Here is a 23,213-nt window from a genome sequence, read left to right as displayed (position 1 = left end):
CTGATCATGACATTGAGATTTAGTTCAAAAAAATCCCCGCTAATTTCTTAGCAGGGATTTGTGTATAAGAGACAGCTTAGTAAGCGCCTTTTTACTGCGTAGAAGAAAATCTTAAATCGCCTCTTCATCTTCCTCAGCAGTACGAATACGTATTACACGCTCAACATCAGTGACAAATATTTTACCGTCACCGATTTTTCCTGTTTGTGCCGTTTTTACAATAACTTCAATTGCACGGTCTACATCTTCATCAGTCAATACAATATCAAGTTTTACTTTAGGTAAAAAATCAACCATATACTCTGCGCCACGATATAACTCAGTGTGACCTTTTTGACGTCCAAAGCCTTTAACTTCGCTTACCGTCATACCTGTAATACCTACATCCGACAACGCTTCACGCACATCGTCTAACTTAAAAGGTTTGATAATTGCTTCTATTTTTTTCATATTAATTACTTTTGAAAGCTCCAGTTGCCTCGATTTTAGACAATCATGATGTTCATAGCAAACAAAGCGATTGAATTACGGTGATAAAACAACCGATCATGGTATAATTTATTGTATAAAAATAGCGATACTTAAATGACTAGCAGTAAATGAGATTAATATGAAAAACAAACAAAACGGATTCACTCTTTTAGAACTCATGGTAACCGTGGCTATTGTTGGCATTATCGCCTCAATTGCACTTTGGAATAGCAGTAACATGTTAGAAGAAAATAGAGCTGAGAACTTTTTGTTGGAATTAAAAAGAAACATTGCATATGCCCGCTCACAAGCAGCAAGCACCGATGAAATAGTTGTTGTATGTCCTACAGGACAAGGAAAAGTTAAAAACAAACAAGATACGTTCAACTGCAACGCCAAGTGGGATGAGAATAAGATTATTGTTGTATTTATCGATGTTAATAATGATGGAAACTACAATAACGCTTCTGATACATTACTAAGAGCAATGGAAGAAATATCAGACAACGATAAGCTGTCGTTTGATGGTAACGATCGCCGCTTACGCTTTAATACCAGTGGTAGAATTACGACGAAGCCTGGAGACTTTATTTTTTGTCCCAATGGTACTAATGAAAATAATAAAGCATTAACCGTATCACAGTCAGGTACAGCCTTTTACGTTGGCGATACAGACAAAACCTGCGGTTAAAAAAAACACAATTCATATTGTCATATTTTTATCATTTACTATACTGAGCTAATACATTTTATAACTCAGGACTTCAAGGATGAGGGTAACAATATTAAAATCTAAGGGGGTAACACTTCTCGAATTAATGGTATCGATGGCCGTTATCAGTATTATCAGTCAACTTTCAATGTGGTTTTATCCAGATTTTTTAGCAAATAATCGCTTAGATAACCACGTAAACCTTCTGCATAGAAACATTAATTACGGGCGACTTTACGCTATTGAAAATGGAACCTATGTCACTCTTTGTGCACTAAAGAACAGTCAATGTACAAAGGATGAGTGGGATGGCCAAATGTCGCTATTTATCGACAAAGATAAATCAACGACTCTAGATGATGACGAGTTACTCTTAAGTACTTTCGAGGATGTTCATGAAGCTGATACTTTAGAATACCCTCGTAGCGCCATTACTTTTCGCCCGGATGGGTCTTTAAATGGCTTTCAAAACGGTACTTTTATATATTGCCCCAATAGTGATAAAGCCAATCTCGAAGGATTGGCTTTATCTGTAAGTCAAACTGGACGTATCCGTATTAAATCAACTGATAAGTGCCAGAAGAAGTAGATTAACGCCCCCAACAATATTCTACATCTGAATTACCTTTAGTACCTTTAGCGCCTTTGTAACCAGTATCAGTAATTGTAATTTGCTTACAATCACCATCACCTTTGACCGGCCCAGCCACAGGTTTTGCGGTAATGGTAAATGTATTGTCGACATCATCTACATCAATAGATAATTCAAAATGACCATTTTCGGTTTTGTCTTGCAACCCTAAATCAGTAAATTTCTCTGTATATTCCCTATTATCAACAAAATACTGCTCTTCCTTGTTTGCTGCATCTAATAATGCTGCAGCAGCTTCAGCGCGCGAAGCACGCTTTACATATTCTGTATAATTAGGCAACGCAATTGCTGCAAGTATGCCGACGATAGCAACGGCAATCATCAGCTCAATTAAGGTAAACCCACGTTGTTTTTTTATCATTCAAACCTCCTTAATCGTCTTCATTCTGTATGTTTTCATCATTTTCTTCACGCTTATAAATATATGTTTGTTGTGTTTTAAACCCAAACCCCAATGCTTTGTCATTAACAAGTTGTATCTTATCATCTACAACTTTTAATCCTGGGCCTGTAATTTCAAGTGGTTGGAGCGGGTTTTCAGCATTTTCACCTTTGATGCCCGGACCAATTAAATAAAACTGACTTTTTACTTCCTCATCAGGATCATCATCGCATTTTCCGTTATCATCACTATCTGCACATGAAGAACCAAAATAAAGTTGGGGCGTATCTGGCACCTCTGTACTTGTAGCAAATTTCAGATCGTCATAAACTTTAGTACCGTAGTGTAAATGAAATGCGTAAAGAGAGCCCCCTCCTCCACTTAATGAGCATTGATTTTTAATTGATGAATCCAATGTAGGAGTAAAAGATGTAAAATAAGCAACCCCACCAACAACGGTTGCTGCTGCTAATGACTTTTCACCAGTAGCTAGTTTATAACGCCACCCAACAAAATCATTCGCAAGTTCATCTTCTAATTTTACAAACTCAGTTACATCATCTAATGCACTACCAAATTTATCATTATTCATCCCCATTAACATACTGGGCGTTATAGTTTGAGGCGCAGATTCGAATAATTTAGTAACTGTATTTTCATCTCTAATCATAAATAATTCATCAGCAGTGCCTCCTCCATTAGGATTAGAACGATTTCCACTACCAATCACAATTGCATCATAAGGTGTATCTAATCGAGTGACTACACCATCATCGGTTATAGTTACTTTACTAAACATAGTTCTCGCCACTACGGGCTTGTAAAAAAAGCGTCTATCTACATCACTACCAAGATCGGCTAACTGAAAATGACTAAATTCACCTTCATCTGATATATCTATACGCCAAATACCTCCACCGGTATCTGCAGCATATATACGGTCAGTATAGCCATCATAATTAGAATCCAATAACGTTACATCAGCAGCAATACTATATTCTCCCTTAAACTGAGCATCCTTAGATGCATCTTCCTTAGGAGCTAAAATCCAAACTTTCTCACCTGTTTTTGCATCAACGATATAAATACCGCGGCCAACTTTGTCTTTAGTTTTTATATTAGCTTTATCGGCATCATTCGAATCTTTATTGTCATCATAGCCTGCCCCAAATATTAAAAGGGGGGTATTTCCTTTTGATTTTATATAAGCAACTTGGGGTTTAGACCACGTTTGGCCAAGGTTTTTATATTTCCCTTCGCCGCCTTTAATAGTCCACATTAAACTTGGGGAGTCTGGCTTTGTAATATCTAAGCCATAATAATTACGACCGCCTCTGCGCATACCTACAGCAGCCCAGACTTGGTCGCCTTTATTTGCGTTAATAGTTCCATCATTTAAACCTTTATCATTTAGGCTCTTATTGTTGAAATAAACGCTAATAGGCCCATCTATACCGTATTTTTTGCTACTCTCTTTTTCTCGAAGCGGCTTAATAATTTTGTATAGTTCAGATGGGATAAATGCCCAACTTTCACTAACTTTATTGTTCGTATCATCGTCTTTAAACATATGCAAAAAACCAGCATTAGTACCAATTAGAATACGAATGTCACCGTTACCATAATCTATTGCAACTGGCTTTGAGTGCAGTGGATCACCAAATATATCACCGCGCACTGCTGATGATGAAAATTCATTATCAACATCAACTCCACGCGCCCAGTCTATAGTATTTTTTAAGTCAGATTCATTTACATCAAAAACAACAGCAGCTTTTTTATTAGTGTCATAGGCATCTTCAATCTTATCAAGATTAAAATCTATTAATGCATTAGTATTTGCGTTTGTAAGTATATTACGAGTTTTGTCACTGCTTATTAATGCTGCATTGACTCCACCCTCTTTTACAGAGCTACCATCGGAAGTTCCATCAGGACTCCAAAATGTATGCGCACTCGTCTTTATAAGGCCATCACTATCAAACGCTTCTATATCTTTGGAATCAATAACTTTGTTACCTGATAATTTCAGTTTTTTTAGATTACCACGCCATCTAGTATGCTTTTCAGGATAAAACATACCTAAGTATATGGCATCTCGACTACGTGTTTGATCTACATTATTGCTTGCAACAGAAGGGGCTGTAAAAGTACTATTTTCCTGTCTAATTTCCGCTACGGCATTATTTAAAGCTTCAGAAAGCTTTTCTGGTGTAGTTGCAGGTAAATTTTTACCACCACCTAATGTTGAGGCTAGTTTTAATAAGTTTTGACCTTTTTCAGTCATGCCAGAACCAAAGCCGATGGTATATAGACGCCCTGTTTCATTAATATCGGGAGTAGATGGATACAAATCAACAATAGTGTCGCCTGTTCCATGAATAACTTTAGCAAGCTGATGCAGCATGTTATTATAATAGCGATCACCGTTAGTTAAATAACTACCAAAATACTTATTATGCTCAACGCTAATGTCATAATCTCTCTCATTATCACTTCCCGAAGATGGGTCTCCATCAGTCATATAAATTATATTTACTGAGTTATCACAGCGCTTGGCTTCAGCTACACTATCAGAAAAAGGAGATATATAAGAGTAACTAGAAACAACATCTTCTAAAACGAAATTACATGTTTCTTTTTTATTCTTTCCATTCTTTCCATTATTCCCATTCTTTCCATTCTTTCCATTATTCCCATTCTTTCCATTATTCCCATTATTCCCATTATTTTGAGTGACACAACGCTCAACTTCTTCTTGGGTAACAATTGCAGATTCGATACCTGCATCTCTTTTATCTCGATCTACCAGAAGAGCATAGTTCAACTCTTTTCCTGTAATATATAAATACGCTTCCCATAAAGTTTCAGCAAGAGGCGTTCCACCGCTAGCTGGAAGTGATTCTATAGATGCATAAATATCAGAGGCAGGGCTACCAATGCCATTTAATACGTAGCCCCCCTTGGTACCATTAAAACGCATTAATCCGAAATCGATTGAGTCCTTATTATCATTGACTACTTTGCTCATAGCTACTTGAGCTGCTTTAAGTCTACTAACACATGAACCAGAACAGCTGCTACTTCCTGTACTTGAAGAGTAAGCCATACTCCCAGAGGTATCAAAAATTAATAGTACTCGCGGTTTTTCATCTGAATTAGCATCTTTATTTACGTAAAGCTCAATATCCTCAGCGTGTGCATGCATATTAATTGCTGATGTAAATAATAAAGCTAGTGTTATATAAAGTTTAAATTTCATATTAAATTCCCTTACCCGTACTGGCCATCTCTTGAGCTATACCTGTCACAATAGTTAACTGGTGCTTGCTTTTAGAGCCATATTCTATCGTAGTAGATACTTGAACCATGTTGCATGAAACACCCGCTGTAAAACTATAACTACGAGGGCAATTAAGTTCTAATAAACCATTATTTAAGTTCGTCATTATACTTTTCATTTCGTGTCCAGGCTCTGTAATATCTTTTTCTGGTATAGTGATTTTATTACCATCACCATCAAGCTTACCCGAATCTGTAGCGATCTCATCTGGAGTAAGAAAAAAGTCACTATCAGCACCTTCTTTAGCTTCTGACGCAATCACTCTTTGCACTTCGCCAATCAATTGATTTTCTGCAACTTCTCGTTCTTGCGCTGCATTAGTAATTTTAATATCAATTGTACTACTACTCATAAGAGTAACTGCAATGCCGGTAACTGCTATCACCATAATTAATGCGGTTAAAAGCACCACACCTTGTTGCTTACTTGGTAACAACTTTAAATTTTCCATAGATTACCTCCAACATTACTTAAACGAATAGTTGTTGTGAAAACAGTGCGCCTATAATTATCATCAAAACTTATTTCCCTAGGAGTCTCTCCTTCCCCAAGTATGTATTTTTTATTTTTTATTTTTAAACCAGGATCGGGTTCTAGTGATCTAATTAATAAGAAAAGTTGAACGGTTAAAATACCTTTACGGTTTTCCCATTCTGTAGCAGTTATATCTGCAGCACTTTTATAAGTGTCAACCTTGCTATCACTGTTTGTGTCAAGACCAAAAAGAAAACGCATATTTTCAACACCTTCCATTATCGTTTCAGTGTTCATTTTTCCTTTTACTAATCGTTTTCGTTTTAATACAGGTACTTTTATTTTTTTATTATTAACTTCATACTCTTGCTCTGAAATATAATAAACATGGTGACTATATGGCCAAATAGTTGCGTTGATATTTGTCGGAGTATATTTACCGGTTACAAAACTTGCTTGTTCTTGCTCGGCAATAAAATAATCTATGTTATCGGTTGTACTGTTAGTACCTGTAATACCATTATACTGGGAATCTCCTTGTAAAAATTTAAGTTGGAGAATATCGGTCTCTTTATCATCAGCAGGAATAATGCCATCGTTTATGCAATTCAGGTTATCTTTGCTCTTAGTAGTTTTTGCATAAATAGTGCGAAAATTACTACTACTAGTTAAATCTGGAAAGCTGCCGTTATTAGTCCCCTCTGAGCAATCACCTGTAATCGTCGTTGCAGAAACGGTTGTATTTACTGCAGTGAACGAGTCATCGTAATAAGTTCCCCAAAATCCAACTTGCTCAATATCACGTTGCATAATATTTATAGCTAAGCGTCCTGACTCTTGGAGTTCACCAATGGTCATCGTGTCCTTTGTAGTTAATTTCATGCCAAGGTAAGTAAACATGACACCACCTAAAATTAAACCGCCAATAAATAGTGAAATCATAACTTCAACAAGAGTAAACCCTTTTTGCTTCATATTAACTCCTCACATATATATAACTGGTTAAAACCACTAAACGGCGTTTATTGTTAGTTTTATTACCACAGGTGATTTTTCCTGTATCTGTATTTGCTTTAAACTCTTGTCGCCCTTGCCATGATATAATTACTTCAATGTTGAACCCTTTTCCTCCAGTATCTGCCACTGATGTTGGATTTATACATATTGTCGCATCATCTAAAGTACCTGTATTTTCACGAGCTTGAATGGCACGTTTCCATTGCACTATATCCATATCCGCTATTGCTGATGAATTACAGGGACTTCCAAAACAAGCCTTAGTTGTAGCAAGTGCACCGCTACTATCTATTTTCGCCTTTCCATATTTTTCAATAGATGCAATGGTATCGTTGGCTCGGATACGCTGCACAATATCATTACCAAGTGCAACTGCAGCAGCACGTTGCATAGAGTCAAAGCTCGCCTGCTTTGCTTTTGCTTGCAAGGCAACTGCACCTAAAAGGCCAAAACTAAGAATAATAAATGCAATTAGCACTTCAATCAGAGTGAAGCCTCTTTGCACTTTTACGTGAGGTGATTGCATAATAAAACCAAATAAAAATTATCTGATTATAAGTTTATGCTATTTATTTGAGGAATCAATGAGGACTAAGACAAGCGGTTATATTTGTTGATAAACGGTTAATTAAATCGGCTCATTCAACAAAACAGTAGTAATTAAGCGTAAATGCATTTAAGTCAGAGGCAACTTAATTGCGAAATAAGTCTAAAGCGTATTTTTAACTAATTTAAGCTCGCGGCGGCTCACTGGCAATAACTCACTGCACCCTTGTAGCTCAATCATATGATTGCCATTCGCTTTTGAATGCAAAGCAATTACTTTTTGTTTATTCACTAAAGTATTGCGGTGAATTCGTAAAACATATGCGGGATATTGCAGCTCTAATTGCTTTAAGCTTTGTTCAAGTAAAGCCTCTCCACCTGAGAATATCATTTTGGTATATTTTTCTTCTGCACTAAAGTACAAAACATCATTTATATCAACACTACGTAAAGTACCCGCTAACTGATAAGATACTTTTACATTTTGTTGTTTTTGAATATGTACTTTATTTAAACGGCCTACTTGCTTAAGTACCTTCTGCAGTGATTGCTCTGTAATAGGTTTAACTAAATAACCTGCAGCACTTAACTGTAAAGCATCGAAGGCATGCTCAGGGTGGGCAGTTATAAAAACAACAGCAGGAGGTAGGGTTAAACTATTAAGTTCATTAGCAACTTGTAAACCATTCATACCGGGCATATCAACATCTAAAAAAATCAAATCTGGCGTTTGCTTTTTAGCAAGTGCTAAGGCTTCATTACCATTACTTGCCTCACCTTGCACAACTATACTTTTATCATGTGCTAACAAACGGATTAAGCGAGATCTCGCCAGAGGTTCATCATCAACAATGAGTACATTCATACACTGCCCTCAATTAGCTTAGGGATAACGACCTTGACCCTAAACACATCATTTTTATTAGTAATTGTTAACTGCGCTTTATTTTTATAATAAATATTTAATCGCTGGCGAATATTTTCAAGCGCCATTCCGTTATTAGGCCTAGTTTGAGCATTAGAAATTGTTATAGGGTTAGAAACAATCATGGTTATATAGCCGGTAGTGATATGTAGCTCTACTTTTATTTCAGCACCATGCTCACTTGTTTCAACGCCATGGCATACGGCATTTTCAATTAATGGCTGCAGGGTTAAGCAGGGAATACTTAGTGCTGGCAGCTCATTGGGGATTTGCCAATCAACCCTTAAACGGTTACCAAAACGCCATGTTTCAAGTGCGATATATTGTTTACTCAGCGTTATTTCATCTTCAAGAGATACATTCTTCCCCGAGTGCATTGCAGCCTGCGATAAAGCGGCTAGTGCTAAAATGGCTTGCTCTGCTGCATCAGCGTCATGATGAGTAAGCTCTGCGGCAGTGTTTAAACTATTATATAAAAAATGAGGGCGTATTCTAGCTTGTAAGGCATCAAGCTCTGCACGAGAAAGTGCTTTAGTTTGCTGCTCTTTTTCAAAATGAATTAATAAAAATTGGACGAATAAAGCCGCCAGTAAAGCCACTATAATACAATTGCGAAGTGTGAAATAAATTAGGTTATTTGTATCATCTATATCAAAAGCAAAATGAGAAAATAAAATACTAAAAATACAGGTAGATAATAAAAAAAAGGCAAAAAATAGACTTAATTGAAAAGTTTGAGTACGTTTTTGTAAGAAAAATCTACAGAAGTATAAAGAAGAGGTACCGACTAAAACAATTAAATGCATAAACAAACTAATGATCCCAAGTCGTAGCCAAATATCTCCTTCTACATTAGGTGCAAAAGCTAAAACAATAGCAATAACTTGAGAAACAATAAGCGTGGCTAATACGCCTCGCTCATTAAAAAGAGCCGAAAAAAGCAAACCATCATTTTGAAGTGACTTGCTCATAACGACTCTCCTTTAATCTAAATGTTTAATATATTTAAATTAACGTAGCTCTACAGGAACAGCAAATACTATATTTTCTACTTCACCTGGGTTCTCAACAACCTGTGTGCCACCTAGCTCTTTTAATCGGCTTATTACTTGTTGTACAAGTACTTCTGGCGCAGATGCTCCCGCAGTTACGCCAACTGATTTAGAGCCTGAAACCCACTGCTCTTGTACATCAGTTGCGTCATCAATTAAATAAGCAACTGTGCCCATTTTATCTGCAAGTTCACGTAAGCGATTAGAGTTAGAGCTATTTTTAGCGCCAACAACTAATAGCACATCAACTTTATCAGCTAAGTCACGAACAGCGTCTTGACGATTTTGCGTTGCATAACAAATGTCATCTTTACGAGGTCCGTCAATTGATGGAAACTTATTGCGTAGCGCATCAATAACATCTGCTGTGTCATCAACTGAGAGTGTTGTTTGGCTGCAATAAAAAAGATTTTCAGCATTTTTTACATTAAGCGCAACAACATCATCAACGGTTTCAACAAGATAAATGCCACCGGCTGAGTTATCATATTGTCCCATTGTTCCCTCTACTTCAGGGTGGCCATGGTGTCCAATTAAAATACACTCAATACCTTTACGACTCGCACGTGTAACTTCCATATGTACTTTAGTTACAAGCGGACACGTTGCATCAAATACTTTTAAATCACGACGTTTAGCTTCGCTGCGAACAGCTTGCGAAACACCATGTGCACTAAAAATAACAATGCTGTCGTCAGGTACTTGATCAAGCTCTTCAACAAATACCGCACCACGACTTTTTAATCCATCAACCACATAGCGGTTATGTACTACTTCGTGGCGCACATAAATTGGCTTTTCAAAAATATCTAGGGCGCGCTCAACAATACTAATAGCACGGTCAACACCAGCGCAAAAGCCGCGTGGATTAGCTAGTAATATTTCCATTAACCTTCCACCTCAATAATATCAACTTCAAACGTTAAACGTTGGCCAGATAAAGGGTGATTAAAATCAATCGTTACCGACTCACCTTGCACTTCGCGAACTAATCCAGGAAGCTCAGTACCGTCTGGTTGAGTAAACGCAATAATTGCACCTACCTTAGCTGGTGTTTCTGGGCCAAATTTACTACGGTCAACGTAGTAAATATTATCTGGATTTGGCTGACCAAACGCATCTTCAGGTTCTAATTCAAACGTTTTACTTTCGCCTGCAGTTAAACCTAATAAACACTTTTCGAAGTTTGCCGTTAAACTGCCATCGCCCATTGTTAATTTAGCAGGTTTGTTGTGCACCTTGGTAGAATCGGCGGCAGAGCCATCTTCTAATTTAATAGAAAAATGGAAAATAACTTGCGAGTTTTCACCAATTACAGCTTGGCTCATGCTTTATGCTCCTTCGGACTCTCGCCGGTAAAGGCATCAAATAACAATAATGCTGCGCCAATACAAATAGCGCAATCAGCAATATTAAATACAGGAAAATGTGAGTCTTTATAAAATACGTGAATAAAGTCGATTACATAACCATACGCAATACGATCGTATAAATTACCAATAGCGCCTGCAAGTACCAGTGCATAAGCACCGCATAGTACTTTGTTTGTTGCAGGTAAGCGTTTTAGCCACCACACAAGCAAAGCACTAATAGCAATAGCAATCGCACTTAAAAACCAACGCTGCCAACCACCCGCTTCACTTAAAAAGCTATAAGCAGCACCATAGTTATGCACATAAGTAATACTAAAAACAGGGAGTAAGTTTATCGACTCTTGATAAGCCATAGTCCCTACAACAAGTGTTTTACTGGCAAAGTCTATTACTAATAGTAATAGACTCAACCAAAGCCACACTAAACCACTTTTTTTGGCTAGTTTGCTCACTAAGAATAACTCCTAAGCGAATTGACGCTTTTCGCCTTCGCCGTCAACATTACTTACACAACGACCACAAATTTCAGGATGAGCAGGGTTAACACCTACATCTTCGCTGTAATGCCAACAACGCTCACATTTAGCAGCATCTGTTGCAGCAACACTAATGAATAAACCTTCAATTTCGGTAGCTTGTGTATCAGCTGGCTGACTATCAACTTCAGAAACATTTACGGCCGATGTTAATAATACAAAACGCAGTTCATCACCAAGCGCATTTAATTTAGCGGCAAGCTCTTTACCAGTAAATAAATTAACCGTTGCTTGAAGCGTTGCACCAATGACTTCTTCTTTACGTGCAGCTTCTAATAAGCGGTTTACTTCGTCGCGTACTGTTAGAATTTCTAACCAGTCATCGTTACTAAATTGGCTATTTGTTGGCGCTTGTAAGCCATCGTACCAAACAGATGTAAATACGTAGTCACTACGCTCACCTGGTAAAGCTTCCCAAATTTCTTGTGCGGTAAAGCTCATAATAGGTGCCATCCAACGCGTCATTGCTTCTGCAATATGATAAAGCGCTGTTTGACAAGAACGACGTGCATGGCTGTCACTCTTAGCTGTGTACTGACGATCTTTAATGACGTCTAAATAGAACGAACCAAGCTCACCCGTACAGAAGTTCATTAGCTTTTGCGTTACTAATAGCATTTGGTAGCTATCGTATGCGGCTAAAATTTCGTCTTGCAACTGAGCAGCACGACCAACAATCCACTTATCAAGCTCAACCATATCATCAACAGCAACTTGATCTGTTTTTGGATCAAAACCATTTAGGTTAGCAAGCAAGTAACGGCTAGTGTTACGAATACGGCGGTAGCGATCGGCAGAGCGTTTAAATATTTCATCCGACACAGTCATTTCTGCCGTGTAATCGGTAGAGGCAACCCATAAACGTAGAATGTCGGCACCTAGTTTATTCATCACATTTTGTGGTGAAATAACATTACCTAGTGACTTAGACATCTTGCGGCCGTTTTCATCAACAGTAAAACCATGAGTCAATACTTGGCGGTATGGCGCATGACCATTAATAGCCACTGATGTCATCATTGATGACATAAACCAACCACGGTGTTGATCAGAACCTTCAAGGTATAAATCAGCTGGACCAACCAAGTCTTCACGTGCGTCTACAACACATGCGTGAGAAACACCTGAGTCAAACCATACATCTAGCGTATCTTGCACTTTCATGTACTGCTTGGCATCTTCTTCACCAAGTAATGTAGCTGGTTCTAAATCGTACCATGCCTGAATACCAGATTTTTCAACTAGCTGTGCAGCTTGCTCAATGAGTTCTTGAGTATTTGGATGAAGTGCACCGGTATCTTTATCTGCAAACAATGCAATTGGCACACCCCAAGTACGTTGGCGAGATATACACCAATCTGGGCGGCTTTCAACCATGTTCGAAATACGGCTTTCGCCCCACTCTGGCAACCACTGCGTGTTTTTAATTTCTTTTAAAGAATCTTCACGCAAGTTAGCCTGATCCATACTTACAAACCATTGTGGTGTAGCACGGAAAATAATCGGTGTTTTATGGCGCCAACAATGTGGGTAACTATGAGTTATAGCATGATGATGCATTAATGCACCGTGCTCTTTTAATACTTCAATTACGCTCGCATTTGCTTTAAATACATGCTGACCTGCAAAAAGTTCAGTATCTGGTAAATAAACGCCATTAGCGCCAACAGGGTTAGCTACTTCAAGGTTGTAATTTAAACCCGCCACGAAATCTTCTTGACCATGCCCTGGTGCTGTATGTACAACACCGGTACCTGAGTCAGTCGTTACGTGTTCTGCAACAATCACGGGTACATTAAAATCATAAAAAGGATGGGCTACTTGTAAGTTTTCAAGTGCAGCACCTTTTACATAACCTAATACGTGGAAGTGATTAAAACCAAAGCGGTCCATTGCATCTTTAACAAGCTCAGAGCCTAAAATTAGACGTTGTTGTACGCCTTCATCTTCAACCTGCACCAATGCATATTCTAAATCGGCATGCACAGCTACTGCGCGGTTTGCTGGAAGCGTCCACGGTGTTGTTGTCCAAATAACAGTACCAACACTGCCTTCACCTTTATGACCATCAGCCAAATCAAATGCACTTACAACAGCATCTTGATCAACAAATGTAAAACGTACATCAATCGCTGGTGATTGCTTATCTTGGTATTCAACTTCAGCTTCTGCTAATGCAGAACCACAATCTGTACACCAATGCACAGGCTTAGCACCTTTATGCAAATGACCTTTTTCAATAATACGACCAAGTACACGAATTGCATTCGCTTCAAAGTCAAAGTTCATTGTTAAGTAAGGCTTATCCCAATCTGCAAATACGCCTAAACGTTTAAAATCAACTTTTTGACCTTCAACTTGTTTTTTAGCGTATGCACGGCATTTTTCACGAAACTCGCTCGCGGTTACTTTTACGCCCGGCTTGCCTACTTTTTTCTCAACCATTAACTCGATTGGTAAACCATGACAATCCCAACCTGGGACTAATGGTGAATCAAAGTCAGATAATGTTTTAGACTTAACAATAATGTCTTTTAATATTTTATTAACTGAGTGGCCTAAATGGATATCGCCATTTGCATACGGAGGGCCGTCATGCAAAATAAAGGTCTTTTTACCTTTCTTAGCGCTGCGAATTTGACCGTACAGGTCGTCTTCATACCATGCTTTAAGCATTTTTGGTTCACGTTGTGCCAAATTGCCACGCATTGGAAACGGTGTTTCCGGTAAGTTCAAAGTATGTTTATAGTCGCTCATTTATCCTACATTCCGTCTCTATCGGCTACCTGATTTAAACCAAAACACTGCTTAGCGGCAGCAACATCAGTTGCTATTTGCGCCGTTAATTGTGTTAATGTCTCGAATTTTTTTTCGTTGCGAAGTTTTTTTATTAACTCCACATGCATAAATTGTCCGTAAATATCCTGTGCGAAATCAAAAAGGTGAACTTCTAATAATGCACGAGTTCCATTAAATGTCGGCTTATTGCCTACATTTGCAACTCCAAAAATCTGTTTTCCTGCAATCGTTGCTTGCACTGCAAACACCCCGTTGACAGGACACACTTGGCGTTTTAGGGCAATATTTGCCGTTCTAAAACCGAGTTCACGTCCTCTTTTCCAGCCGTGTATAACACGCCCAGAAATAGCATAATCGTGACCAAGCATTGTTTTAGCACTTGCTAAGTCACCAGATGCCAAAGCATCTCGTATTAAAGTGCTGCTTACTCTAGCATTTAATTGACGAAAACTCGCGGTGCTTTTTACGTCCATGCCCGCTTGCTTGCCCATGCTAGCAAGTAAGTCAAAGTTACCTTGGCGCTGTTTTCCAAACTTAAAATCATCGCCAACAGTGAGAGCTTTAACACCTAACTTTTTAATCAAAATATCATTAACAAATTGCTCAGCATGCATGTTTGCAAATTGCTGATTAAAGCTAATGCAAATAACTCGCTCAATACCTAAATCACTAAGCAAACGTAGCTTATCTCGTAAGCGCGTTAGCCGTGCTGGGGCATTGTTTTTAGCAAAAAATTCTTGTGGCTGGGGTTCAAATAGCATTACAGTGCTAGACAAACTATGCGCTTTAGCATCAGTAAGTAAGCCTTTTAGTACTTCTGCGTGGCCTAAATGAACACCGTCAAAATTACCAATAGTTAACACACAACCAAAGTGGTGTGGGCGAATATTGTGTATACCTCTAATTAACTCCATGCCACCTAATGCCTTGTTTAGCGAGCTATTAATTACGACTAAAAATTAATTAAAGCCGCAGAGTTGCCGATTATAATCTTTTTTTTAGTTTGATTCAGTAATTGCTACACTTTTTATCGTATTTAGTCTAACGCCCATCAAAAATAGCATTGCAAAGTAACTAATACCTGCCAAAGCCACGAGTGCTATTAATAAGACTACCTGCTGTGTAAAAGCCCATGTAGCCCAGTAATAGTAACTGCTCACAAACCATGTAACAGCTCCCATAACCATACTTGCAACAACACATTTTAGTGTAAAGCGCATACTCATTGATGAAAATTGATACACATTTTCTATTTTAAGCTGCCTATACAGCAAAAATGCATTACAACTAGCCGATAGCGAAGTAGCGAGTGCTAACCCTAAATAACCAATAAAAGGAGCCAGCATAATATTAAATACCATATTCAACACTAAGGTAATAATACCAATACGCACCGGCGTTTTTGTGTCTTGACGAGCATAAAAGCCAGGAGCAAGTACTTTAATCAGCATAAAGCTTACAAGCCCTACTGAATATGCGACTACGCCTAAACTTACTGCTTTAACATGATCAACACTGTCTTCTTTAAACGCACCGTGGTCGAACAATACGGTGATAATAAGCGGGCTGATGATCATTAGACCTATCATTGCTGGTAGGCCTAAAAATATAACAAAACGCACCCCCCAGTCGAGGGTATGCTGAAAGTCACTACTTTTTTTACTGCTATGTAACCTAGAGAGCGCCGGTAAAATAACTGTCGCAATACCAATACCAAATAAGCCCAATGGAAATTCAATTAAACGGTCTGAATAATAAAGCCATGCAATCGAGCCTGTCATCAGTAATGAAGCAATCATGGTATCAAGCAACAAATTAATTTGGCTAATAGATACACCAAACAAAGCAGGAAGCATAAGTTTACGTACTTTTTTTACGTTTTCGTCTTGCCATGCCCAGCGTGGACGCGCCAACATTTTTGCACGGTATAAAAATGGAAGTTGAAACAATAACTGCACAACGCCACCAATAAATACGCCAATTGCGAGAGAATAAGCCCCGACACTAAATTTATCATGTAAAAAAATTGCACACGTAATAATAGAAACATTGAGTAAAACAGGTGTAAATGCAGCAACAGCAAAACGGTTATACACGTTCATTACCGCACCACTAAGCGCAACTAAGCTTACAAAAAACAAATAAGGGAATGTAAATTTAAGTAATGAACTTGCAAGTTCAAACTTTTCGGCATTGGGTCCGCCCTGCCACCAATCTATAAACCAACCGGTGCCAAACAATGCCGCAATAACGGGTGAAGCAACAACACCTATAATAGTGACAATCAGTAAAATGGTTCCTAATGTGCCTGCTGCTTGTGCAACAAAAAGTCTGACCTTGTCGTCGCCTTGCTGTTCTTTAATTTCACTCAGCACAGGTACAAATGCTTGTGCGAAGGCACCTTCTGCAAATAAACGACGTAAAAAGTTAGGAATACGGTTAGCAAATAAAAAAACATCAGCCGCCGCACTTGCGCCTAATAAATTGGCAACAACAGCATCTCGAACGAGCCCTAAAATACGCGATATCATAGTCATACAACTAACAATCATACCGGAGCGAAATAAACCTTTTGACACCTTAAACCTACTCAAAAATCCTCAAGATAGGCGATTATGCCACAGTCTTTTTTATAAATCGCTTTAAAGCACTAGGCTGGGGGTCTGTGCTTTGTTACAATGTCGGTATTAACTGCTAAAGCGGCAAATTGATGCTCGTTATATGGTGCAGTTTTTCTTGGATTGTTAAATTTAAATTGACATCCATGATAGAAACAGGCATATTCCACGGCCTTTAATTTAAGCTTTATTTTAAGATTGTTAGGAGCAAACCTTGGCTAACATCAAGTCTGCAAAAAAACGCGCTATCACAAGCGAAAAAAACCGTCAGCACAACGCAAGCCGTCGTTCAATGATGCGCACTTACTTCAAAAAAGTAATTGTTGCTATTGAAGCGGGCGATAAAGAAGCTGCACAGCAAGCTTTTTCTGTTGCTACACCTATCCTAGACCGTTACGCAACTAAGGGTCTAATTCACAAAAACAAAGCAGCTCGTCATAAGAGCCGTATAGCAGCTAAGATTAAAGCTCTATAATTTGTTTTTGATAGAATATAAAAAACCGGCTTTTGCCGGTTTTTTTTTGTTTAAATTTTAAATGTACTTACTTTATTAGACATTTTCTAACTCTGGATAAAACTTCTTAAGCATTGCAGCTATTTTTTTAGGTGTAAATGGCTTTACTACAAACCCTTTAGCGCCTTTATCAATTGCATCCTTAACATTCTCAATACCTGAATGTGCAGATACCATAACCACATTTGTCTCTGGGCTTAATTCATTGATTTGTGCAATCAAATCTTTACCATCACCGTCTGGTAATTCAATGTCTAAAAAAATGATATTATAATTTGCAGCTTGGCACTCACTAATACATTGTGAGGCAGTAGATGCTTCCTTTACGTTATCTATCCCTAAGTGCATGAGCGTTTGGCTCAAAAAACTACGCACTGTGCTAACGTCATCTACAATTAAAATTGATAGCTGCGTATTCATCTTTATTCCTCGTAGGCTATAAGCTAACTTTAAGTTATCATAATAATTAGCTTAGTATATAAATTTACTCATTTAATTATAGAGACCTACGGAAAAAAGGCCAGATTTGCTTTATGTCTAAAACCCCAAATAAACAATCGTTGCTAGGTAAAGCACCGGCAAGAAAAAAAACAGCGCAAAAAAGAAAACCTCAGCGTTCTACTCAGCGCCCTTCACCTGGCGAGTTAAATTCCAGTGCAAAGAATGATATAAGCCAAAAAACAACGCAAAAAAAAGGACTGTTTATATCACTCGCTGTCGTTGCTGTAATTATTTTAGCTTTTCCAAAGCCTACCTTACTCACCTATAAAAAATTAGGGATGGTAAGTGAGAGTGTTTACTGGCCCGGATTCTTTGGCAAGGGGGCTACTTTAATTGATTCAAACTTACACCCCACCTATGATTCTAGCCGTGAGTCCCTTTATTTATGCAGTGACTTACAAAAACCGCAGAGCTGCCAAAAGTATCAAGTAATTGCTGATAATGGTTTATTTTCAGCAATCGGTAGCCACTTTTAGCATTAAAAAAACTAATCTGAAAATTTAAAATTACTTGGTTGAAAGGTGCGCAAAAGATCAACATAATGGCGCTCCTTTTTTCAACAACTGAACTATTGAAACGACCATGCTAAACGAGCTAGATTGGCTTTTAAATACTACACTACTTGCACTAGGTTTAGGTGCATTCTTTATTAACCAGATAACACTGCTGCGCGTTGCCGCCATTAGTGCGTGTGGTTTATTATTCTTATCATTTAGCTTAGATCTTATGTCGTCGAGTGTTATTTCAAATATGAGTTTAGTGTTGATCAATACTTTTTACTTGTTTAAAGTTTATACATTTGGGCAATTTAATGTAACCCAAAGTTAACAACTTTTCCCTAGAATATTTAATAGCCCAGCATTGCTGGGCTTTTTTTTGTTAAGAATTTAAAAATATTAAAAAGCACTTTCAATCAAGATGAAAATTAGAGCTTCAGGGGCACACAAGCACTACTGTGAAAATAATGCTTGTATACTGCTAAAAAGAGTCACGAGAAGAAACACGAAAAAAGAGGAATACATAGTAAGTAGGTTAGTCCGCTATTGTTAACTCGCTTTGGGTTTGTATTTTAGAAGGAGTATCCTCGGCATTAGCCTGATTAAACCAAGCTGAAACACCAAGTATAATAATTGAAATAATAACTAGGCTTAATTTAACGCCACTTTGACTCGATTTCATAACACCCTCTTTGTATTTTTTATTAGTGAGAATACCTTTTACACTAATGAAAATTACAAATGTTAACAAGCTGTTTTTTAAACTAATTAGCTATCAGCTAATAACCTTTAGTTCTATCTATTGGGTTATTAAGTACTAACCCCTTATTCAAGCATTCAATATTATCGGCTATTTGCTCTATAACACTATTTAAATCAGAAATCGCCGCGCAATGTGGTGTAAGCGTTATTTTGGGGTTTCCCCAGTAAGGGTGATTCGACGCTAAAGGTTCTTGATCAAATACGTCGAGTGTAGCTGCGCGTAAGCTATCGTTATTTAATGCACTTAGTAAGTCTTGTTCAACAACATGAGCACCGCGTGCCACATTAATAACAACAGCATGTTTAGGTAGCTTTGCGAGCATTGAGTGATTAATAATGCCTGTCGTTGCTTGCGTAAGGGGTAATAGACATACAAGGTAGTCAACATCAGAAAGCATACTATTGAGGCCTTCCTCGCCATAAAAAATTTCGACATTAGTCGCGTTTTTATTACTTTGCGCCCAGGCACTTACCTTAAAGCCATTATTTATAAGCTTTTGCGCGCATGCTTTACCTAATTCACCAAACCCAAGTATGCCGACATGTTTATTACTATGCGCCCGCTTTGGCTTCCATGTTTGCTGTGTTTGTTTAATGTAATATTCTTTTAAACGTAACTTTTGAGCTAACACATGTGTCAGTACATATTCCGCCATATCTTCAGCTAGTTGCATGTCAACAATGCGAACTACTTCAACACTTTCGTCGAGTAATGTTAAATCGATACTGTCTACGCCAGCACCAAATGACGACACAGCCTTTAAGTTAGGTAGCTGTGGCCACATAGATTCTGGCGCTTTCCACGCAAGTACAAAATCCACATCATGTGCGTTTTTGCAATCAGGCCATTGCTCTATCCGCGTATTTGGTAATCGCTCTTGTAACTTCGTTATTAGTTTTGTGTTGTCACGCCCAGTTATAGCAACCAATACCGACATAAATTCTCCTAACAATACACAGTTTATAAGTTAGCACTTTAAAAAGTCACACTACTGCAAAGTAACTGTCACACCCTTTTTTTAATCTTACATGTATGGCGAATAGGCCAAACGGAATATGAGGTTAATATGATAAGTGTTGATAAAGTAATTGCTGCAAACTTACCACAACTAGAGAACTCTCCAAAAGTAAAAGGTTTAGTAAAAAAAGGCCTAGGCTACTTATTACATGAACAAGAGTTTGTTGCTTTTGGTGATGCCTACCCTCACCTACAAGGATTAGAATTTGTTGAACAAGTGCTCGATGAACTCAATTTTGATACGCGCTATAAACCTAAGCAGATAGAACATATTCCTAATGAGGGTAAACTTGTTATCGTTGCTAACCACCCTATTGGTTCATTAGATGCTTTAGCACTGATTAAAGTACTTTCAACTGTAAGACAGGATTTAAAAGTAGTGGCAAACCGCATGTTGATGTCGGTTACTCCAATGCACTCACTTTTACTCCCCGTAGATAACTTATCAGGCATGAGTAAGAAACAAGAGCTTAGTAATATACAAAACCATTTAAAGGATGAAGGCGCATTACTTATATTTCCGGCAGGAGAAGTATCGCGATTAGGGCCAACAGGTATTAAAGACTGCAAATGGAATAGTGGCTTTTTACGTATGGCAAAAAAAGCTAACTGCCCTATTTTACCTATTTATATTAAAGCCAAAAACAGTCCACTTTTTTATGGTACATCAATGATTTATAAACCTTTGGCAAGTTTACTATTAGTGGCCGAAATGTTTAAGCAGCGCCAAAAATCTTTAGAGTTTGAGATTGGCGCCTCTATCCCTCCTGAATCTTACTTAATAGAAAATCTTAAAGATAAAGAAGTTGTAAACCTCATCCGTAAACAGCTTTATAGGCTTACAACAAAAAAAGCTCTGCCGTTAAAAACACAAACACCTATCGCTGTTCCCGAGTGCAGAAAAGAGCTAAAAAGAGCAATTGAGCAATGCCAACTACTTGGTAAAACGCAAGACGGTATGCATATTCATCTATACCAATATGCAGGTAGCTCACCTATTTTTAGAGAGTTAGGGCGTCTGAGAGAAATAGCATTTAGAGCAGTCGGTGAAGGTAGTGGTAAGCGTCGTGATATAGATAAATACGATATGGATTACCAACACCTTGTACTGTGGGACCCAATGCAGCTAGAGCTGGTAGGTGCTTATCGATTAGCCTGTGCACAACAGATAATACAAAAACATGGCCGCGAAGGTTTGTATACTGATAGCTTATTTTCTTATACCGACGCTATGACGCCCTATCTAAAACAAGGAATTGAGCTTGGTAGAAGCTTTGTACAGCCTAAATATTGGGGACGTAAGAGCCTCGACTATTTATGGTATGGCATTGGCGCTTTTATAAAAAGCTATCCACAGTACAGATACTTGTTTGGTGCTGTAAGTGTATCAAATGCTCTACCCGAGCAAGCAAAAGCCATGCTCGTTTATTACTATCAGCATTACTATAAAAGTGGTATTGAATTAGCTACGCCTAATAATGAATTTAAATTAACTGAGCAACAGCTAACCCAGTGCAATACTCTTTTTTGCGGCAATGACGTAAAAGAAGATTTTGTAGAGTTAAAGCATGTGTTAGCTAATATGGGAGCTCAAGTCCCTACTTTATTTAAACAATACACTGAACTTTGTAAACCAGGTGGCGTGCAATTTTTAAGCTTTAGTATTGATCCCGATTTTAATAATTGTATTGATGGATTGGTATTGGTCGATCTTGAAAATGTAAAAGAAAACAAAGCCAAACGTTATTTAGAATAACCAATAATAAGAGAGTGCTTTATATTTATAAAGTACTCGATTTATATTTAATTATTTATAAATATCTGCTCTAGTAAAGTTGTATAAATAGCTTCAATTTTAAGTAAATCACTAATAGATACGTGTTCATTAGCTTGATGAATCGTATTGTTTCGCACACCACATTCAATAACTTGAGTATGGGGACTGGCAAAAAATCGTCCATCCGATGTCCCTCCATTTGTACTTAGTAATGGGTAACTTGAAGTGTTTTTGTAAATAGCCTGCTCAATATGAGTAAGTAAACTCCACCCCGTATTATGGCTTGTATAATAAGGCTCGCATGGGCGTTCCCACTCAATTGTAAAATGCTCAGCAAACTTGTTTAGGGTATTCATTAATTGCGTTTTAACTGCTGCGCTACTGTAACCGTGGCTATAACGTACATTAAATGTAATCTCACAATGACTTGGCACTAAATTATCGACCACATTATTTATGTTAATTCCAGTCACTTGCAGTGTGGTTTTTGAGCTAGTCACATCGAGTAACCAGATCTGATCACTCAAGCTATTTACTATTTTTGCAGCAATATGAGCAGCATTGAGTGTGTTTTGAGGATAAGCTACATGACCTGCCTTACCAGTAACTAAAATCCGAGCTGAAAGCGCACCACGACGGCCATTCTTAACCGTATCGCCAACTTGTGCCACACTTGATGGCTCCCCGACAATACAGCCATCTAATACAACACCTTGCTTGGCAAGCTTATTAACTATTTCTTGAGAACCAAATTCAGCCTCTCCCTCTTCATCTGACGTGATAAGCCAGTAAAGAGTCCCTACTTTAGCGGATTTACTATTAATTAACTTTTTTGTGGCGCTAAGCATGGCGGCAACACCCCCTTTCATATCGGCCGCCCCTCTACCGTATATTGCATCATTTCGCACTCGCCCTTCAAAAGGAGGACTTAACCAACCGCTACTTGTTGCTGGTACTACATCAATGTGCCCTGAGAAAGCAACACATGGGCCTTCTTTGAATTTTATGCAGGCAATTAAATTGGTTACACCATTTATAGTAAATTGCTCGCAACTTAAACCTAAACCCAACAATTTAACTGCAAGCCAATCAATTGCACCCGCTTGGTTAGGGGTTACTGATTCAAAGCGAATTAGTGTTTGTAAGTGCTCTACAACTTCTTTTTGAATATCCGTTGTTTTTGATTTTTTTTCGAATGCTTCTAAAAACATGTTAAACACACTTTATTATTTAATGTGCCTTTA

The 23,213-nt window shown here is 38.0% G+C and carries 24 protein-coding genes; 6 read left to right on the top strand and 18 right to left on the bottom strand.

Translation table 11 applies throughout. The features are described from left to right. Positions 1 to 111 precede the first annotated feature (111 nt). Complete coding sequence (glnB, locus tag I6F42_RS17900; protein WP_002962211.1) at positions 112 to 450, bottom strand: nitrogen regulatory protein P-II; 339 nt, start codon at positions 448 to 450, stop codon at positions 112 to 114. Between the two features lie 160 nt (positions 451 to 610). Between glnB and I6F42_RS17895 the strand changes: the two genes are divergently transcribed. Both I6F42_RS17895 and I6F42_RS17890 read left to right on the top strand, forming a co-directional pair. Continuing rightward, positions 611 to 1,162, top strand: coding sequence for a GspH/FimT family pseudopilin (locus I6F42_RS17895; protein ID WP_197152959.1), 552 nt, complete (start codon positions 611 to 613; stop codon positions 1,160 to 1,162). Between the two features lie 79 nt (positions 1,163 to 1,241). After that, a complete protein-coding gene (locus I6F42_RS17890; protein WP_165726464.1) occupies positions 1,242 to 1,772 on the top strand; it encodes a GspH/FimT family pseudopilin in 531 nt (176 codons plus the stop codon). 1 nt (position 1,773) lies between these two features. On the opposite strand, the gene I6F42_RS17885 is transcribed toward I6F42_RS17890, so the two are convergent. From I6F42_RS17885 to murJ, 13 genes are all read right to left on the bottom strand, one after another. Further along, positions 1,774 to 2,196, bottom strand: a complete 423-nt coding sequence (locus tag I6F42_RS17885) for a type IV pilin protein (protein WP_010555102.1) — start codon at positions 2,194 to 2,196, stop codon at positions 1,774 to 1,776. 10 nt (positions 2,197 to 2,206) lie between these two features. After that, positions 2,207 to 5,479 carry a PilC/PilY family type IV pilus protein gene (locus tag I6F42_RS17880; RefSeq protein WP_197152958.1) on the bottom strand — a complete coding sequence of 1,091 codons (3,273 nt, stop codon included), beginning with the start codon at positions 5,477 to 5,479 and terminating at the stop codon, positions 2,207 to 2,209. A gap of 1 nt (position 5,480) precedes the next feature. Further along, complete coding sequence (locus tag I6F42_RS17875; RefSeq protein WP_197152957.1) at positions 5,481 to 6,011, bottom strand: pilus assembly protein PilX; 531 nt, start codon at positions 6,009 to 6,011, stop codon at positions 5,481 to 5,483. Continuing rightward, entirely contained in the window at positions 5,999 to 7,009 is a 1,011-nt protein-coding gene (locus I6F42_RS17870; RefSeq protein WP_197152956.1) for a PilW family protein, read from the bottom strand. Before I6F42_RS17870 ends, I6F42_RS17875 begins: the two co-directional genes overlap by 13 nt. A gap of 1 nt (position 7,010) precedes the next feature. Continuing rightward, positions 7,011 to 7,577 carry a type IV pilus modification protein PilV gene (gene pilV / locus I6F42_RS17865; protein ID WP_197152955.1) on the bottom strand — a complete coding sequence of 189 codons (567 nt, stop codon included), beginning with the start codon at positions 7,575 to 7,577 and terminating at the stop codon, positions 7,011 to 7,013. Between the two features lie 183 nt (positions 7,578 to 7,760). Beyond that, the gene (locus I6F42_RS17860; protein WP_197152954.1) at positions 7,761 to 8,462 is read right to left on the bottom strand and encodes a LytTR family DNA-binding domain-containing protein; all 702 of its coding nucleotides are present in this window, start codon (positions 8,460 to 8,462) and stop codon (positions 7,761 to 7,763) included. Continuing rightward, positions 8,459 to 9,493 carry a sensor histidine kinase gene (locus I6F42_RS17855; RefSeq protein WP_010555108.1) on the bottom strand — a complete coding sequence of 345 codons (1,035 nt, stop codon included), beginning with the start codon at positions 9,491 to 9,493 and terminating at the stop codon, positions 8,459 to 8,461. Before I6F42_RS17855 ends, I6F42_RS17860 begins: the two co-directional genes overlap by 4 nt. 39 nt (positions 9,494 to 9,532) lie before the next feature. Beyond that, entirely contained in the window at positions 9,533 to 10,462 is a 930-nt protein-coding gene (ispH, locus tag I6F42_RS17850; protein WP_007581370.1) for a 4-hydroxy-3-methylbut-2-enyl diphosphate reductase, read from the bottom strand. Next, positions 10,462 to 10,902 (bottom strand): FKBP-type peptidyl-prolyl cis-trans isomerase, encoded by a 441-nt coding sequence (gene fkpB / locus I6F42_RS17845; protein WP_002958231.1) that lies wholly within the window; start codon positions 10,900 to 10,902, stop codon positions 10,462 to 10,464. The genes ispH and fkpB overlap by 1 nt, the downstream gene beginning before the upstream one ends. Next, complete coding sequence (lspA, locus tag I6F42_RS17840; RefSeq protein ID WP_197152952.1) at positions 10,899 to 11,399, bottom strand: signal peptidase II; 501 nt, start codon at positions 11,397 to 11,399, stop codon at positions 10,899 to 10,901. The genes fkpB and lspA overlap by 4 nt, the downstream gene beginning before the upstream one ends. A 12-nt stretch (positions 11,400 to 11,411) precedes the next feature. After that, complete coding sequence (gene ileS, locus I6F42_RS17835; protein ID WP_024589422.1) at positions 11,412 to 14,240, bottom strand: isoleucine--tRNA ligase; 2,829 nt, start codon at positions 14,238 to 14,240, stop codon at positions 11,412 to 11,414. Between the two features lie 5 nt (positions 14,241 to 14,245). Then, the gene (gene ribF, locus I6F42_RS17830) at positions 14,246 to 15,196 is read right to left on the bottom strand and encodes a bifunctional riboflavin kinase/FAD synthetase (protein ID WP_024607280.1); all 951 of its coding nucleotides are present in this window, start codon (positions 15,194 to 15,196) and stop codon (positions 14,246 to 14,248) included. Positions 15,197 to 15,280: 84 nt separating this feature from the next. Beyond that, positions 15,281 to 16,819: a murein biosynthesis integral membrane protein MurJ gene (murJ, locus tag I6F42_RS17825; RefSeq protein ID WP_374939251.1), complete on the bottom strand. Its 1,539-nt coding sequence runs from the start codon at positions 16,817 to 16,819 to the stop codon at positions 15,281 to 15,283. A 295-nt stretch (positions 16,820 to 17,114) separates the two neighbouring features. Here murJ and rpsT point away from each other — a divergent pair, with 295 nt between their 5' ends. Then, complete coding sequence (gene rpsT, locus I6F42_RS17820; RefSeq protein ID WP_002958225.1) at positions 17,115 to 17,375, top strand: 30S ribosomal protein S20; 261 nt, start codon at positions 17,115 to 17,117, stop codon at positions 17,373 to 17,375. A gap of 75 nt (positions 17,376 to 17,450) precedes the next feature. Here the strand turns inward: rpsT and I6F42_RS17815 are convergent, their stop codons facing one another. Continuing rightward, positions 17,451 to 17,834, bottom strand: a complete 384-nt coding sequence (locus tag I6F42_RS17815) for a response regulator (protein ID WP_008168737.1) — start codon at positions 17,832 to 17,834, stop codon at positions 17,451 to 17,453. Between the two features lie 113 nt (positions 17,835 to 17,947). On the opposite strand from I6F42_RS17815, the gene I6F42_RS17810 reads away from it, so the two are divergent. Next, the gene (locus I6F42_RS17810; RefSeq protein WP_010555112.1) at positions 17,948 to 18,391 is read left to right on the top strand and encodes a hypothetical protein; all 444 of its coding nucleotides are present in this window, start codon (positions 17,948 to 17,950) and stop codon (positions 18,389 to 18,391) included. A 106-nt stretch (positions 18,392 to 18,497) separates the two neighbouring features. Further along, complete coding sequence (locus I6F42_RS17805; protein ID WP_002958222.1) at positions 18,498 to 18,743, top strand: hypothetical protein; 246 nt, start codon at positions 18,498 to 18,500, stop codon at positions 18,741 to 18,743. Between the two features lie 204 nt (positions 18,744 to 18,947). On the opposite strand, the gene I6F42_RS17800 is transcribed toward I6F42_RS17805, so the two are convergent. After that, positions 18,948 to 19,094: a hypothetical protein gene (locus I6F42_RS17800; RefSeq protein WP_010555113.1), complete on the bottom strand. Its 147-nt coding sequence runs from the start codon at positions 19,092 to 19,094 to the stop codon at positions 18,948 to 18,950. A 97-nt stretch (positions 19,095 to 19,191) separates the two neighbouring features. After that, the gene (locus I6F42_RS17795; protein ID WP_010555114.1) at positions 19,192 to 20,112 is read right to left on the bottom strand and encodes a glyoxylate/hydroxypyruvate reductase A; all 921 of its coding nucleotides are present in this window, start codon (positions 20,110 to 20,112) and stop codon (positions 19,192 to 19,194) included. Between the two features lie 129 nt (positions 20,113 to 20,241). On the opposite strand from I6F42_RS17795, the gene I6F42_RS17790 reads away from it, so the two are divergent. Further along, on the top strand, positions 20,242 to 21,948 hold the full coding sequence (locus I6F42_RS17790; RefSeq protein WP_010555115.1) for a GNAT family N-acyltransferase: 1,707 nt from the start codon (positions 20,242 to 20,244) through the stop codon (positions 21,946 to 21,948). Between the two features lie 47 nt (positions 21,949 to 21,995). Here the strand turns inward: I6F42_RS17790 and dapE are convergent, their stop codons facing one another. Beyond that, complete coding sequence (gene dapE / locus I6F42_RS17785) at positions 21,996 to 23,180, bottom strand: succinyl-diaminopimelate desuccinylase (protein WP_010555116.1); 1,185 nt, start codon at positions 23,178 to 23,180, stop codon at positions 21,996 to 21,998. Positions 23,181 to 23,213 lie beyond the last annotated feature (33 nt).

Source organism: Pseudoalteromonas sp. SWYJZ12 (assembly GCF_015864395.1).
Lineage (GTDB): Bacteria > Pseudomonadota > Gammaproteobacteria > Enterobacterales > Alteromonadaceae > Pseudoalteromonas > Pseudoalteromonas arctica.
This window is presented reverse-complemented; position numbering and strand designations above follow the sequence as displayed.